This is a genomic window from Paraburkholderia sp. MPAMCS5 (assembly GCF_036016995.1).
Lineage (GTDB): Bacteria > Pseudomonadota > Gammaproteobacteria > Burkholderiales > Burkholderiaceae > Paraburkholderia.
On the sequence record NZ_JAYXBK010000001.1, the window covers coordinates 262,056 to 276,037 of the forward strand.

At 61.3% G+C, this 13,982-nt stretch carries 11 protein-coding genes; 3 read left to right on the forward strand and 8 right to left on the reverse strand.

The window, feature by feature from the left end; all coding sequences use genetic code 11:
- Positions 1–8 precede the first annotated feature (8 nt).
- From VOM14_RS01255 to VOM14_RS01270, 4 genes are all read right to left on the reverse strand, one after another.
- Positions 9–1,418 carry a tetratricopeptide repeat protein gene (locus tag VOM14_RS01255; protein ID WP_327626845.1) on the reverse strand — a complete coding sequence of 470 codons (1,410 nt, stop codon included), beginning with the start codon at positions 1,416–1,418 and terminating at the stop codon, positions 9–11.
- A gap of 314 nt (positions 1,419–1,732) precedes the next feature.
- The gene (locus VOM14_RS01260; RefSeq protein WP_327626846.1) at positions 1,733–2,596 is read right to left on the reverse strand and encodes an ABC transporter permease; all 864 of its coding nucleotides are present in this window, start codon (positions 2,594–2,596) and stop codon (positions 1,733–1,735) included.
- Positions 2,597–2,612: 16 nt separating this feature from the next.
- Positions 2,613–3,407, reverse strand: a complete 795-nt coding sequence (locus tag VOM14_RS01265) for an ABC transporter ATP-binding protein (protein WP_027800940.1) — start codon at positions 3,405–3,407, stop codon at positions 2,613–2,615.
- A gap of 39 nt (positions 3,408–3,446) precedes the next feature.
- Positions 3,447–4,466, reverse strand: a complete 1,020-nt coding sequence (locus tag VOM14_RS01270) for an ABC transporter substrate-binding protein (protein ID WP_327626847.1) — start codon at positions 4,464–4,466, stop codon at positions 3,447–3,449.
- 258 nt (positions 4,467–4,724) lie between these two features.
- Between VOM14_RS01270 and VOM14_RS01275 the strand changes: the two genes are divergently transcribed.
- Both VOM14_RS01275 and VOM14_RS01280 read left to right on the forward strand, forming a co-directional pair.
- On the forward strand, positions 4,725–5,402 hold the full coding sequence (locus VOM14_RS01275) for a response regulator (protein WP_327627392.1): 678 nt from the start codon (positions 4,725–4,727) through the stop codon (positions 5,400–5,402).
- On the forward strand, positions 5,392–6,777 hold the full coding sequence (locus tag VOM14_RS01280; RefSeq protein ID WP_327626848.1) for a sensor histidine kinase: 1,386 nt from the start codon (positions 5,392–5,394) through the stop codon (positions 6,775–6,777). Before VOM14_RS01275 ends, VOM14_RS01280 begins: the two co-directional genes overlap by 11 nt.
- Here VOM14_RS01280 and VOM14_RS01285 read toward each other — a convergent pair.
- From VOM14_RS01285 to VOM14_RS01295, 3 genes are all read right to left on the reverse strand, one after another.
- Positions 6,759–7,919: an iron-containing alcohol dehydrogenase gene (locus VOM14_RS01285; protein ID WP_327627393.1), complete on the reverse strand. Its 1,161-nt coding sequence runs from the start codon at positions 7,917–7,919 to the stop codon at positions 6,759–6,761. The two genes, VOM14_RS01280 and VOM14_RS01285, sit on opposite strands and share 19 nt — an antisense overlap.
- Complete coding sequence (locus VOM14_RS01290) at positions 7,919–8,227, reverse strand: putative quinol monooxygenase (RefSeq protein WP_327626849.1); 309 nt, start codon at positions 8,225–8,227, stop codon at positions 7,919–7,921. Before VOM14_RS01290 ends, VOM14_RS01285 begins: the two co-directional genes overlap by 1 nt.
- Positions 8,228–8,536: 309 nt before the next feature.
- Positions 8,537–10,717, reverse strand: a complete 2,181-nt coding sequence (locus VOM14_RS01295; RefSeq protein ID WP_327626850.1) for a TonB-dependent siderophore receptor — start codon at positions 10,715–10,717, stop codon at positions 8,537–8,539.
- A gap of 412 nt (positions 10,718–11,129) precedes the next feature.
- Here VOM14_RS01295 and VOM14_RS01300 point away from each other — a divergent pair, with 412 nt between their 5' ends.
- The gene (locus tag VOM14_RS01300; protein ID WP_327626851.1) at positions 11,130–13,358 is read left to right on the forward strand and encodes an NADP-dependent isocitrate dehydrogenase; all 2,229 of its coding nucleotides are present in this window, start codon (positions 11,130–11,132) and stop codon (positions 13,356–13,358) included.
- A gap of 125 nt (positions 13,359–13,483) precedes the next feature.
- Here the strand turns inward: VOM14_RS01300 and VOM14_RS01305 are convergent, their stop codons facing one another.
- The gene (locus VOM14_RS01305) at positions 13,484–13,711 is read right to left on the reverse strand and encodes a hypothetical protein (RefSeq protein WP_327626852.1); all 228 of its coding nucleotides are present in this window, start codon (positions 13,709–13,711) and stop codon (positions 13,484–13,486) included.
- Positions 13,712–13,982 lie beyond the last annotated feature (271 nt).

Genomic DNA, 13,982 nt, shown 5'->3' on the forward strand with positions numbered 1-13,982 from the left:
CATCTCCTTCAGCTAAGTGTCGTCACGAACAGGACGGGCTGGATTCGTACATCATGCTTCGGCTCGCCCAGGCCGTCGCGATCCTGAAGCGCTGCGCCGAACCGCGCGATGCGGCTTTCTCTCGCCGACAGGGTGCCGGCGTCGAGTTGCAAGGCGTGCTCGAACTTGCGTGAGGCACCGCGCAGATCGCCCTTTCCCTCCAGCGCGCGGCCCCACTCTGCGTAAGACGGCGCGAGATCGGGACGCAGCGAGACCGCGAGCGAGAGCTTCTCGATCGCTTCGTCGTATCTGCCGATCGTGACGAGCGCCTCGCCCCAATCGTGAAGGTTATCGACGGAGTCAGGCTTCATCCGATACGCCTGCCTGAATGCATTCAGTGCTTCCTGATAGCGGCCCGAATGCAACAGCACGTCGCCGAGAAGACGCAGGTTTTCCGCCGTGGGGGACTTGCTGTGCGCGCCGGTTCGCAGTGCTTCGAGCGCGTCGTCGATACGATGCTGCTGCTCAAGCGCAACGCCGAGGCTCGCGCGCAGAATCGCCGAATCCTTGTAGACGGTCAGCGCTTCGCGGGTCTGCTGTTCGGCTTCTTTCGCGAGCCCTTGACTGGCGAGCAACCACGACTTGCCGGCGAGCGCCCACTCGCTTTGCTCGGAAGCCGGCATGGCGAGTACTTCGTCATAGATCGCGACAATCTCGCTGTAATTGCAATTGGCGAGCGAGCATTTTGTTTTCTGCACTTCGGAGAAGAGATGACTGGCCAGTATGTTCGGCTCGGCGAGGCGCATGGCTTTGACCGCAATGTCATGCACGAACTTCTCCAGATCGCTTCCCTCAAACGCGACCACGCTCTCGCGAGAGTTGAAGGGGCCATTTTCTATTTGCACATGCGCGACGTAGGAGTCCGTGCTGTCGTTCATCTTCGTGATGCCGACATGCACCACCACGTCGGCGCGTTTGACGATGCCCTTGATGAAGCGGACCGTCGACGCGTACGACATCTCCTCGCCAGGAATCTGAATGTCGAGCTGGGCGTCGTTATCGGCCATCGTGTCGCGAGGAATCGACTCGGCGTCGTGGCCGATGTCTTTCATCGAAGACATGATCCGTTCGGCGAGGAAGCTCGGCGTATAGCCGCGCGTCACCAACGATTGCGGCGCATCGACCGGCGGCACCAGCAGCTGCCGCATCAGCACGCCGTGCACGACAAGACAGAAGAAGGCGGCCGTGAGCACCGCGAAAACCCACGGCAACACATACGGCCACAGTTCTTTCGGGCCACGGCCGATGAAGCCCGCAGTCCGCAAACCAAGCGGCATGAGGCCGGCGAGAGCGTGGCGGCCAGGGCGGGGTGCGCCGCTTCGGGACAGAGGCCGGCTTCGCATAGGCGTAGCTCGTCTTTGACTTTGCACACTCGACATGACGCACCTCGACTCGATCGATGTTGGGACATACACGACTTGCGGTGGCGGCTCACATGCATTGAGCATGCCACTCGTCCAAACATCTGCCGGGAGCCGTTTTGCGCGCCGAATGACGCCATGAAGGGCGGGGAAGTGTTGCGCGTCGGCCAACTTCCGGCAGGTGGAAGTCTGCTGCGCAACGACAAAGGAAGACAGGGTGCCGCGAGAGAACGAATCAATCGCCGCGCGAGAAATGAAAAAGCCGCCCGGTCAAAGAAGACCGAACGGCTTTTGTTGAGCGCCGTGCGTTCACACGGCCAGCGTGCTTTCGCTTAAACCGCGGCGGGACGCCATTTCAACAGACGCTGCTCGACGGCGGTCAGCAGATAGTCTGCCGCGAGTGCGACGACGGCCAACACGATCATCGCCGCGAACACGCCGCTCGCGTTGAACGCGCCTTGTGCCGTCGAAATCAGCAGACCGATACCTTGCTTCGAACCGAGGAACTCGCCAACCACTGCACCGACGAGCGCGAAGCCGAAGCTCACGTGCAAGCTGGCGAGAATCCAGCTCAGCGCAGACGGAATCACGACCGACGTGGTCACCTGACGGCGCGATGCGCCGAGAATCTGCGCATTCGCGATCATGTAGCGATCGGCTTCACGCACGCCCTGGAACGCATTGGCGAACACGACGAAGAACACCATCACGACTGCGAGCGCCACTTTCGAAGCCATGCCGAGGCCGAGCGCAATCACGAACACCGAGCCGAGCACCACACGCGGAATGGAGTTGGCGATCTTGATGTAGAGGCTGAACACATCCGAGAGCAGCTTGTTGCGGCCGAGCACGATGCCGCAAAAGATGCCCGCAACCGAACCGATAATGAAGCCGAGTCCGGTCTCTTCGAGCGTGACCCACACCTGCGTGAGCAACGGACCTTGCGATGTGCCGTTCACGAACCACTCGACGATCTGATCGAAAATCGCACTCGGCATCGAGAAGAAGAACGGGTCGATCCACTTCAGGCGCGCGGACAATTCCCAGCCGCCGAGCACGACCACGAGCACCGCGATACGCAATGAGACCACGAGAATGTGACGCTGCCGGATACGCTTTTGCGCGACACGTTCGACTTGCGCGAGCGACGCGGCGTCGATGCCCGAGGGCATGACCTGTTGAGGGGTAGTAGACATGGTTCCCTTTCCTTGATTAACCGATCTGCACTTCTTCGCGCAGGTCGTGCCAGATGTCGCGCGAGATTTCGATGAAACGCGGGTCGTAGCGAACTTCCGACGTAACGCGCGGACGCGGCAGGTCGATTTCGTAGACTTTCTTGAGCGTGGCGGGACGCGCGGTCAATACGAATACGCGATCGGCGAGTGCAATGGCTTCTTCGAGATCGTGCGTGACGAACACCACCGAACCGGCGCCGCCCCACAACTGCAGCAGCTCGTCTTGCATCAACGTGCGCGTTTGCATGTCGAGTGCGGAGAAGGGCTCGTCCATCAGCAGGATTTCCGGCCGGTTGATGAAGGTCTGCGCGAGCGCCACACGCTTGCGCATACCGCCGGACAGTTGATGCGGATAGTGCTTGCCGAACTTGTCGAGGCCCACGCGGCGCAGCCATTCGTTGGCCTCGTCGTAGGCCGCCGATTTCGAGCGGCCGCGATACAGCGGACCCGCAGCCACGTTGTCGATGACCGAGCGCCACGGGAACACCGCGTCTGCCTGAAACACGAAGCCGATGCGCGGATCGATGCCGTCCACCGGCGCGCCCATCACGCGGACCTCGCCGGTAGTGGGCTTGAGCAAGCCCGTAATCATGCTGAGCGTAGTGGACTTGCCGCAACCCGTAGGGCCGACGATCGCGACGAACTCGCCGCGTGCCACCGACATGCTGAAGTCGCGCAACGCAATGGTTGCCTTGCCGTCCGGAGAAATGAAACGGCAAGAGACGTTGCGCATTTCGATAGCAGGCGTCTCGCGTGACATTGGTTGGTTCATCGGCTGGTGCCTCGCAGTTCTCGTGATATTGAATTGACGTTACTTCGCCGCGGTCTTGACCGGCGCCGCCACGAAGTCGTTCGTGTAGGTCTTGGCGAGATCGATGTGCTTGCCCTTGACAGAAGGATTGAATGCGGAGAGCACGCGCAAAACGGTTTCAGGACCGTCCGCGGGCATCTTGCCGTCCTTCGTGAACATCGGCAGCGATGCCTTCAGTGCGCCGACGTACAGGTCCTTGTTGCTGCCGTAGTAGTCCTTCGGCATCTTCGCGGCGATTTCTTCAGCGCTATGTGTCGAGATGAAGTTCAGCGTCCTGGCGAACGCGTGCGACAGCTTGGTGGCGTCGCTCTTGTGCGATTCGGCCCACGCGCGCTGCACGTAGAAGCTCGAAGCCGGATACGTGCCGCCGAGCGCCGCGCGCGTGCCTTCGAGCGTGCGCATGTCGATCAGAACCTTCGCGTCGCCGGTCTTCAGCAGTTGCGAGACGGTCGGCTCGGTCGTCATGCCCGCGTCGATGCGGTTCTGCTTGATGGCCGCGATAAAGCTGTTGTCCGCGCCCACGGGCAGCAGCGTGTATTGCGTCGACGGCACGCCCGCGCGCTGCGCGAGGTATTGCGTGAGGAAGCTCGTCGACGAGCCGAGGCCGGTCACGCCGAGCGTTTTGCCCTTGGCGTCAGCCATGCTCTTGAACGTGTCCGCGGCTTTGGTGGAGACCATTTCCACTTCGCCCGGCACCTGGCCGAAGACCACGAGCGCCTGAACTTCCTTGCCCTTGCTTTGCAGGTCGATGGTGTGATCGTAGAAGCCCACGACACCTTGCACCGCGCCCGCGAGCAGTTCGTTTTCCGCGTCGACGCCGGCCGGTTGCGACAGAATCTCGACGTCGAGGCCTTCGTCCTTGAAGTAGCCGAGCTGCTCGGTGAGCTTGGCCGGCAGATAGATGATCTTGGCGGCGCCGCCGACCATGATCGTGATTTTTTCCGCGTGAGCGGCGGCCGAAGCGGCGGCAAGGGCAAATGCAACACCTGACACAGTGGCAATCTGGCGCAAGGTACGCATGAAGCAGTCTCCTGAGGTGTGGTCGCCGCGCGAAACAACATGCGGCGCTTTCTGGGTGAATGACGGCGATTATAGAAATTGGAAACCTTCGGCCAGCTTTCGGCGACGTTGGCAAACCATGAGTGTTAACCCGGAACATGCGCCGAAACATCCGCGGAAAGATCAGCCGGCAAATACGTATGCCACGATCCGCACGCGATGCGCGCAAAGCGCTTGTTTTACGGCACAATCGACGGCCTGACTCTCGTCGTTTCCGCCATGAAGCTGCTGCTCATTGAAGACAACCCCACGCTCGCGCACTGGCTCGCGAAGATGCTGGAACAGGAAGAATTCGCGCTCGACGCCGTGCAGGACGGCGACGCCGCGGACCGTTTGCTGCGCACCAATCACTACGACGTGATTCTGCTCGACCTCAATTTGCCGAAGCTGTCGGGCAAGAATGTTCTGCGCCGTCTGCGTCAGCGAGGCGACGCGACGCCCGTGCTGATTCTCACGGCGAGCGGCTCGATCGACGAGAAAGTGGAATTGCTCGGCGCCGGCGCGGACGACTACTTGGTGAAGCCATTCGAAGTGCGCGAACTGGTGGCGCGAATCAAGGTGGCGATTCGTCGCCAATCGCCTTCGAAGGCGAGCGAAGTGGTGTGCGGCGATCTCGCGTTCGACATCGACACGCGCCAGTTCACCTTGAAGGGCGCGCCGCTGAACGTCACGCCGCGCGAGCGCTCCGTGCTCGAAACGCTGATTCTCCGCTTGGGTAAAACGGTGACCAAGCCCGCGCTCGTCGACGCCATCTTCACGCTTGCCGACGAACCGAGCGAAGACGCGGTCGAGATCTACATTTCGCGTCTGCGCAAGAAACTCGACGGCAGTTCGGCGGCCATCGTCACGTTGCGCGGGCTCGGCTATCTGCTGCGCAAGAAAGAAGATGACCAATAGTTTGCGCGTCCGCTTGTTGTGGTGGTTGCTGGTGCCGCTCGCCCTTTATGTGTTCGTCACCGGCAAGGCCGAATATGACAACGCGCGGCGCACGGCGGATCTCGTGCAGGACAATCAGCTCATTTCGTCCGCGCGAATGATCGCGGGCGAAGTGGAATGGGTGGACGGCTTCCTGCGTGTCGATGTGCCGCCTGCCGCGCTCGAAATATTCGCGTCGCCCTATCGCGATCAGGTGTTCTACAGCGTCAATGTCGACGACCGGCAACTGCTCGCGGGCACGCCGGATTTCCCGCCGCGTCCCGCGCAATTGCCCGATACGCCCGACCATTACGACACCGCGCTATATGGTCAGGACGTGCGCGCCGTGGGACTCGTGCGGCTGATGTACGACAACGGCGCAACGCGTCGCGTGCGCGTCACGGTGGGCAAAACAGTCCATTCGCGCGACGCCATGGCCGGGCAATTGTGGCGGCCGCAACTCGTGCGGCAGATCGAAATGATCGTGCTTGCCGTGGCACTCGTCTGTATCGGTTTGACTTTCGAATTGCGTCCGCTGATGAAAGTCAAAGAAGACGTCGCCGATCGCGATCCGATGCAACTCGAACCAATTCGAGTCGAGCGTTTGCATACGGAATTGCGGCCGATTGTCGAAGCGATCAATCAATGCATTGCGCGCCTCGGCGTGCAGGTCGCCGCGCAACGCCGTTTCATCGCCGACGCCGCGCATCAGTTGCGCACGCCGCTCACGCTGCTCGGCACGCAATTGCAGTTCGCGCGCCAGCAGGACGGTCTCAATCCCGCCCTCTACGAAGCGCTTGCGGCCATGCATCGCAGCAACCGGTCGATGGTGGGCCTCACCAACAAGCTGCTGTTGCTCGCGCAGGCGGAAGCGGCGGACAACAGGCAGGTTATCGTCGAAACGGTGGACCTCGTGCCGCTGGCCATGGAAGTGATGGAAGACCTCGCGCTGTTCGCTCAAGGCCGCGAAATCGATCTGGGCGCGGAGCTGTGCGACATCGCGCCGGTGGCGGGGCATCGTGGGCTGCTCCAGGCGCTGATCGCCAACCTTGCGGAGAATGCGATCCGCTACACGGGTCGTGGCGGGCACGTGACGGTGGCCGTTCGCGCCGATGCGAATACCGTTACCGTCAGCGTGCTCGACGACGGCCCCGGCATTCCCGCCGAGTCACGCAGCCGCATATTCGAACCGTTCTTTCGCGCATCGACGGATACGGAAGGCACCGGTCTCGGACTCGCCATCGTGCGTGAAATCGCGGACGCGCATCATGGCGAGATCACGCTCGAACCCGGCGAAGGTGGCAAAGGCGTGCATATCAGCGTGGCTTTTCCGCGCGCTCAGAACGCAGCCGTGTAAATCGCCAGCGCGTCGGCCTCGCTGACCGGCCGAGGATTATTCACCAGCAGACGCGTCTGCAACATGGCGTCGCTCGCCATTCGTTCCAGGCCTTCGCGCTCGATGCCGACGTCGCGCAATCGCGCCGGAATCGCGGTTGCGGCAATCATCTGTTCGAGCCTTTCTATCAGTGCGTTCGTCTTGCCTTCGACACTGCCCGTCACGCCTGGCACCACGACTTCGGCCAGCTCGGCATAAAGATGCGCCGCCGATTCAGCGTTAAAACGCAATACGTGAGGCAATACCAGCGCGTTGGAAAGTCCGTGCGGCACGTGATAAATGCCGCCGATCGGATACGCAAGCGCATGGACGGCAGCGACCGGCGAGTTGGCGAATGCCTGTCCTGCGAAAGTCGCACCGAGCAGCATCGCCTCACGCGCTTCGCGATTGCGACCGTCTTCGCAGGCGGCGAGCAGGTTGCGCGACAGCAGTTCAAGCGCTTTGATCGCGAGCATATCGGACACGGGGTTTTTCAACTGAGCGGACGTGTAGGCCTCGATTGCGTGAACCATTGCGTCGATGCCCGTTGCCGCCGTGGCCGCGGCAGGAAGCCCGAGCGTGAGTTCGGCGTCGAGAATCGCGAGGTCGGCGATCAACTGCGGCGAGACCACGCCCATTTTCTTCGCCTCGCCCACGGTCACGATCGACACGGCCGTGACTTCGGAGCCGGTTCCCGCGGTGGTCGGCATCTGCACGAGCGGCAGGCGCGACACCGTTGCCTTGTTCACGCCATACATGTCGCTGAGCGCCTGCCGATCCTGGTGGGCCAGAATCGCAATGAGCTTGGCCACATCCATTGACGAGCCGCCGCCCAGCCCCAGCACGATTTCGACATTGGCCGCGCGCGCGCGAGCCGTGGTTTGCAGCACGATGTGTTCGGGCGGATCGGCAATCACGTCGTCGATCACGGTGACCTCCCAGCTATGTGCGGCGAGATCGGCGAGCGCCGGCTCCAGCAGTCCGCTCCTGTTCAGAAAGCCATCGGTCACCACGCACAAGCGCTGGAGCGGCGGAAATTGCGCACGCAATAAAGCACCCAGACGACGCGCCGCGCCGAATTCGACCATGAGCGAGGGCACGGTTTGAAAGCGGAATGCGTTCATCATGCCGCGTCTCCCGACACCATATGGCTCGATACTTCGCGCCGCTCGAGCAATGGAATGATGACGCCGAGGCCAAGGCGCTGAAAATGTTCCGTGTCGCGATGTTCCGCGAGTCCACCGGCATCGCTGTACTGTTCCAGAATCACGAAGTGGTCTGGCTCAAGAGGCGAGCGGAAAAATTCGTAATAGAGGTTCTTTGGCTCCGCGCGCGTTGCGGCGGCCAGTTTGGTGAGAGCTTTGACGAGCGCGTCGCCGGTGCCGGGTTTGGCGAAATAATGCGCGATTACCTGCAGGTAGGCATTGGCCATTCGTTTTACTCCAACAAGACAATAGTCGACGTTTCACAATGACACGCGGATCGCGCCGTTCGCCGCGAAATGTCGGGAGGGCGCGCGCAGGACATCAGTTGTACCAGATTCGGGCGGGTTTGCTCAGTGCATCAAACACCTATGCAATGGGCGCCTGACTGATGCAACTAGTACGGATGACTAATTAGTATGAAAGGAGCGCCATGACTATCGACTCATGGTTGCGATGGCGCAGAGCTGCCGCGAAGGCGATTCTCTCGAATGATCGCCCGGAGCGCCTGAGTCAGGCGCTCCTTCCTCGTTCAATACTTAGAATTGCAAAGTAGCGCTGGCGACTGCGGTGCGAGTCGGCGACGGCGCAACGTAGTAGCCCCATGCCGTCGTCCAGTAGCGGCGGTTGAACAGGTTGTTGATGCCCGCGCGGAACGTCACGTCCTTACCCGCGATCTTCGTTTCGTAGCGGCCGCTCAGGTCATAAGTGACATAGGCCGGCACGAATTGCGTGTTGGCGGCGTTCACCGCCTGGTTGCCCACGTACTTGCCGCCGAAGGCGAGCGTCAGCGGACGCAGGTAAGACGGGTTGTATTCAATGCGGCCCGTCGCGGTGAAGCGCGGCGCGCCATACACGCGCTTGCCTTCGACGGAGGCATCGTCCACACCGAGAGCCTTCGTGTCCAGCCACATCACGCCGCCCAGCACGCGCCATTCGCTCGTGAGCGCGATCCAGCCGCTTGCGTCCACGCCGGTATAGCGCTTGGTGCCGTCCTGCACGAAAATGTTCGCGGAGTTCGTGTAGTTGTAGCCCTGATCCACGCGGAACAGCGCGAGATTGGCGCCCCACTTGCTATGGTCGGTCTTGAAGCCGATCTCGTACTGCTTGCTTTTCAGCGGACCGAAGGTGTCAGGGTAGTTCAGGTTCGTGTTCGACGCCGCGCCGCCCTGTTCCAGCGATTCCACATAGCTCGCGTACAACGTGGAGTTCTGGTCGGTCTTGAACATCAGCGCGACAGTCGGCGTGACCGGGTCTGCGCTGTATTGCGACGACACCGCGCCCGTCGTGTTGTACACATGCTCGCGATATTGCGTGTAACGCAGACCGACGAGCGTCGACAGACGCGAGGTGAACTGCACCGTGTCGCTCGCATAGACGGCGGCCTGCGTCGTGCGCTGCTGGCGATACAGATTGGAGCCGATGCTGACTTCGTCGTTGGTCAGCAACGTGCTGCTATACAGATTGCCGTTGCCGAGGAAGTAGCCCTGATTCCAGCCGACGCTGTTGCTGTATTCGCTGGTCTGCGTCTGGAAGCCCGCGCCGACCACCACGTCATGCTGGATGCTGCCGGTGTTGAATTTGCCTTCCACCATCGCGTCGACGTTCTGATAGAAGTAGCGCGTCATGGCCGCATAGAGCGTGTTCGAGTAATCGCCGGCGCTGTCCGTGACGTAGAGCAGGCTGTCCGAATTCGTGCGGTTCTCTTTCGCGAAGCGATACTTCACGCTCGCATGCCAGTTCTCGGAAAGGCGATAGTCGAGGCCCGTGCCGAACGAGGCCATCTCCGTCTGATAGTAGTTTTGCGGCTGCGTCAGCGCGTGCGTGACGGTGCTTGCGTCCGGAATGCCAAGGCCCGCGCCGAACATGAGGCCGAACAGCGTGCCGTTGGTCTTGCGCTTCTGGTAGAACGCGTCCGCGCTCCATGTGAGGTCCGGCGTGATGCGGAAGTCGAACGCGAGCGACGCGACCTGGCGGCGCACGTGCCCATTCTGCTCGGCCGTATTGCCGGCTTCGTTGACGAGATTCAGACGATAGCCGAAACGGTCGTCGTTGCCGAAGCGGCCGCCCAGATCCACGGCCTCGCTGAACACGTCCGCGGATCGATAGCCGACCGTGACGCTGCGATAGGGCGTGTCGGTCGGGCGCTTCAATACATAGTTGACGATGCCGCCCGGCGACCCGAAGCCATACATGAAGCCTGACAGACCTTTGAGCAACTCGACCTGCTCGAACGGTTCGAGCGAGAGATCGGTGTCCCACGACGGGAAAGTCTGGCCGTCCACCTTGATGCTGTTCAGCGTGTCGATCGGCATGCCGCGCACAGTGAACATGGAGTTTTCGCCGATCGCGTTCTCGCTCGTCACGGAAACCGCTGGGTCATACTTGAACAGATCGTTCGAGGTGGTCGCGAACAGGTCCTTGCCTTCTTCCGCCGTCACCGTGCGAGTGGAGAACGGCGTGTCGACCAGCTTGCGCGTGCCGAGCGCGCCCGCGCTAACCGTGTCGGCCTGCGCGACGGGCGCGTCTTTCGATGCGGACACGCTCACGGCGGGCAACGTCGCCGCGGCGTCGCTTGCGGCGACTTGCGCCCATCCCGTCGATGACAGCGTCGAAAGGGACAGACCCACGCTGACAAGAAGTCCCGCGCTGAGCAACGACGGAGCGCGGCGGTGGCCGCGCGCAAACGATGCGCGGCGAGCGATCAATGAATTCTGCATATTTTTTGAATTGGGCGCAGTGCCGCCGACGCGCATCAACGGCAAGCGCAACGGCATCGGGCGAGCGAGTGGTTGTTAAACGGACGATGAAATGAATGATTTCGCAGGAATGGTAATGCATATGATTCGCATTAACAACATATTCTTCGCGGATCAAGTCATCTATAAGACATATGTCTTTAGACCTAGGTCAAATCGATGAAAGCCTTGTGGGACGGGCATCTCGCCAGTTTGTTCTGGTCTGGCGGCATGTTTGTTCAGCAGCGGACTGCCCAAAACGCGCATATACTCACGGTCGGGCCGTAAAAAGTAGTGTCGCGGGTCGCGCTGCGTGTTGCCTGCTTCGCCGCAATTCGCTGGCCTCGGCGCCCCCTGCGCTCTGTCTCTCACTTCACCTCGCAAAGCATCAAACATGTCCACACCGCCGAAGATCATCTACACCCTGACCGACGAAGCGCCTGCTCTCGCGACTTACTCGTTGCTGCCGATCGTCAAGGCGTTCACGCGCTCGTCCGACGTGATCGTTGAAACGCGTGATATTTCGCTTGCCGGCCGGATCATCGCTGCATTTCCGGACTACCTGACCGCGGAACAGAAGGGTTCCGACGATCTGGCGGAGCTGGGTGGACTCACCACGCGTCCCGAAGCGAACATCATCAAGCTGCCGAACATCAGCGCTTCGGTGCCGCAGTTGAAGGCCGCGATCACCGAATTGCGCGACCAGGGCTACAAGCTGCCGGCCTATCCGGATGTCGCCACGACCGACACGGAAAAAGACGTCAAGGCACGCTACGACAAGATCAAGGGCAGCGCGGTCAACCCGGTGCTGCGTGAAGGCAACTCGGACCGTCGCGCGCCGCTGTCGGTCAAGAACTACGCGCGCAAGCACCCGCACAAGATGGGCGCGTGGACCGCGGATTCGAAGTCGCACGTGGCGAACATGAGCGGCGGCGATTTCTACGGCAGCGAAAAATCGGCGCTGATCGCAGCGGCCGGCTCGGTGAAGATCGAACTGACGGCCGCCGACGGCACAAAGACGGTGCTGAAGGAAAAAACGCCGGTCCAGGCGGGCGAGATCATCGACGCTTCGGTGCTGAGCAAGAACGCGCTGCGCAGCTTCATCGAAGCCGAGATCAACGACGCGAAGGCGAAGGGTGTGCTGTTCTCGGTGCACCTGAAGGCCACCATGATGAAGGTGTCAGATCCGATCATCTTCGGCCAGGTCGTGTCGGTGTTCTACAAAGACGTGCTGACCAAGCACGCCGACGCGCTCGCGCAAGCCGGCTTCAACCCGAACAACGGTATCGGCGACTTGTATGCGCGCCTGAAGGATCTGCCGGCTGAAACGGCTGCGCAGATCGAAGCCGACATCAAGGCTCAGTACGAACAGCGTCCGCAACTGGCCATGGTCAACTCCGACAAGGGCATTACCAGCCTGCACGTGCCGAGCGACGTGATCGTCGACGCGTCCATGCCGGCCATGATTCGCGAGTCGGGCAAGATGTGGGGCGCGGACGGCGCACTGCATGACGCCAAGGCCGTGATTCCGGACCGTTGCTACGCGGGCGTGTATCAGGCGGTGATCGAAGACTGCAAGAAGAACGGCGCGTTCGATCCGGTCACCATGGGCACGGTGCCGAACGTCGGCCTGATGGCGCAAGCCGCCGAGGAATACGGTTCACACGACAAGACCTTCCAGATTGCGTCGAACGGCGTGGTGCGCGTGTCTGACGCGAGCGGCGCGGTGCTGATCGAGCAGCCGGTGGAAGCCGGCGACATCTGGCGCATGTGCCAGACCAAGGACGCCCCGGTTCAGGACTGGGTGAAGCTCGCGGTGAATCGCGCGCGCGCCACCGGCACGCCGGCCGTCTTCTGGCTGGACGCCGCACGTGCGCACGACGCGCAGGTCATCAAGAAGGTCGAGCAGTATCTGAAGGATCACGACACGAACGGTCTGGACATCCGCGTCCTGACGCCGGTCGAGGCCACGAAGTTCTCGCTGGAACGCATTCGCGCCGGCAAGGACACGATCTCGGTCACTGGCAATGTGCTGCGCGACTACCTGACCGACCTGTTCCCGATCATGGAACTCGGCACTAGCGCAAAGATGCTGTCCATCGTCCCGCTGATGGCGGGCGGCGGCATGTTCGAAACCGGCGCGGGCGGTTCGGCGCCGAAGCACGTTCAGCAACTCGTGGAAGAAGGTTTCCTGCGTTGGGACTCGCTCGGTGAATTCCTGGCACTGGCGGCCTCGCTCGAGCATCTGAGCAGCGCTTATCACAATCCGAAAGCGCAGATTCTGGCAAAGACGCTGGATCAGGCGACCGGCAAGTTCCTCGATAACGACAAGTCGCCGGCGCGCAAGGTTGGCGGTCTCGACAACCGTGGCAGCCACTTCTACCTCGCGATGTACTGGGCGGAAGCACTGGCCGCGCAAACCGAAGACGCCGCATTGCAGGCCCAATTCGCCGGCGTGGCGAAGGCAATGGCCGAGAACGAAGCAAAGATTCTCGACGAACTGCGTGCGGCGCAAGGCAAGCCGGTGGACATTGGCGGCTACTACCGTCCGAACGTCGATTTGACGAGCAAGGCCATGCGTCCCAGCGCCACGCTGAACCGGATCGTGGACTCGGTGGCGTAACTTTTCCGGCCGCGTGAACAGGGCAAGCAAGCCCGCACAGAAGTAGGCGGTAAAGAAGACAATGGCGCTCTCTAGCGCCATTGTCATTTCTGGCTTGATGACGTGGACGCGTGTCATGCCGACCCTCAAACGTGAACGACTTCCCAGTCGCTCAGCTTTTCAGGAATTTCGAGCGTCGACGTGTCCGTTTCGCACAGATGCGGGCAGGTCAATCCGCGCGCGAGGTCGTCGGCCGCCTGCTGCGGGCTGGAAAACTCGCCGAGCGTCTCATTACCGTACGTTGCTTCCCAACCATCCTGGCCGGGCAGAATGTAGAACGCTCCCTGGGCCGATCCAAAGCGAAAGCCTTTCATTTTTAGTCTCCCAATTGCCAATAAAAACCGCGGTGCCGTGGCGGCTTCGTAAGCGGAACTGGAGGACTAGTCGGACAGCGTTTCGTCCTGTTCTATCGACCCCACCGCGTGAAGCGCCTGCTCTTGTAAAAGAGTCTACGTCAGCAGCCAGCGGCGCAAGCCATTGTTATACGCTTCGTTTTAGCAAAAAATATCCAGTAAAAACAGATGGTTATGCGTTTCGTTTTGCGATGTGCAACGTGAGGCGACATTGCGAAATGACGGATTTGTG

Excerpts from the sequence above, each read along its gene's own strand:
- VOM14_RS01255 (WP_327626845.1), bottom strand. The coding sequence starts at position 1,418 with ATGTCGAGTGTGCAAAGTCAAAGACGAGCTACGCCTATGCGAAGCCGG.
- VOM14_RS01290 (WP_327626849.1), bottom strand. The coding sequence starts at position 8,227 with ATGGCCAATGCCTACCTGCAGGTAATCGCGCATTATTTCGCCAAACCC.
- VOM14_RS01275 (WP_327627392.1), top strand. The coding sequence starts at position 4,725 with ATGAAGCTGCTGCTCATTGAAGACAACCCCACGCTCGCGCACTGGCTC.
- VOM14_RS01260 (WP_327626846.1), bottom strand. The coding sequence starts at position 2,596 with ATGTCTACTACCCCTCAACAGGTCATGCCCTCGGGCATCGACGCCGCG.
- VOM14_RS01305 (WP_327626852.1), bottom strand. The coding sequence starts at position 13,711 with ATGAAAGGCTTTCGCTTTGGATCGGCCCAGGGAGCGTTCTACATTCTG.
- VOM14_RS01280 (WP_327626848.1), top strand. The coding sequence starts at position 5,392 with ATGACCAATAGTTTGCGCGTCCGCTTGTTGTGGTGGTTGCTGGTGCCG.
- VOM14_RS01300 (WP_327626851.1), top strand. The coding sequence starts at position 11,130 with ATGTCCACACCGCCGAAGATCATCTACACCCTGACCGACGAAGCGCCT.
- VOM14_RS01265 (WP_027800940.1), bottom strand. The coding sequence starts at position 3,407 with ATGAACCAACCAATGTCACGCGAGACGCCTGCTATCGAAATGCGCAAC.
- VOM14_RS01295 (WP_327626850.1), bottom strand. The coding sequence starts at position 10,717 with ATGCAGAATTCATTGATCGCTCGCCGCGCATCGTTTGCGCGCGGCCAC.
- VOM14_RS01270 (WP_327626847.1), bottom strand. The coding sequence starts at position 4,466 with ATGCGTACCTTGCGCCAGATTGCCACTGTGTCAGGTGTTGCATTTGCC.
- VOM14_RS01285 (WP_327627393.1), bottom strand. The coding sequence starts at position 7,919 with ATGAACGCATTCCGCTTTCAAACCGTGCCCTCGCTCATGGTCGAATTC.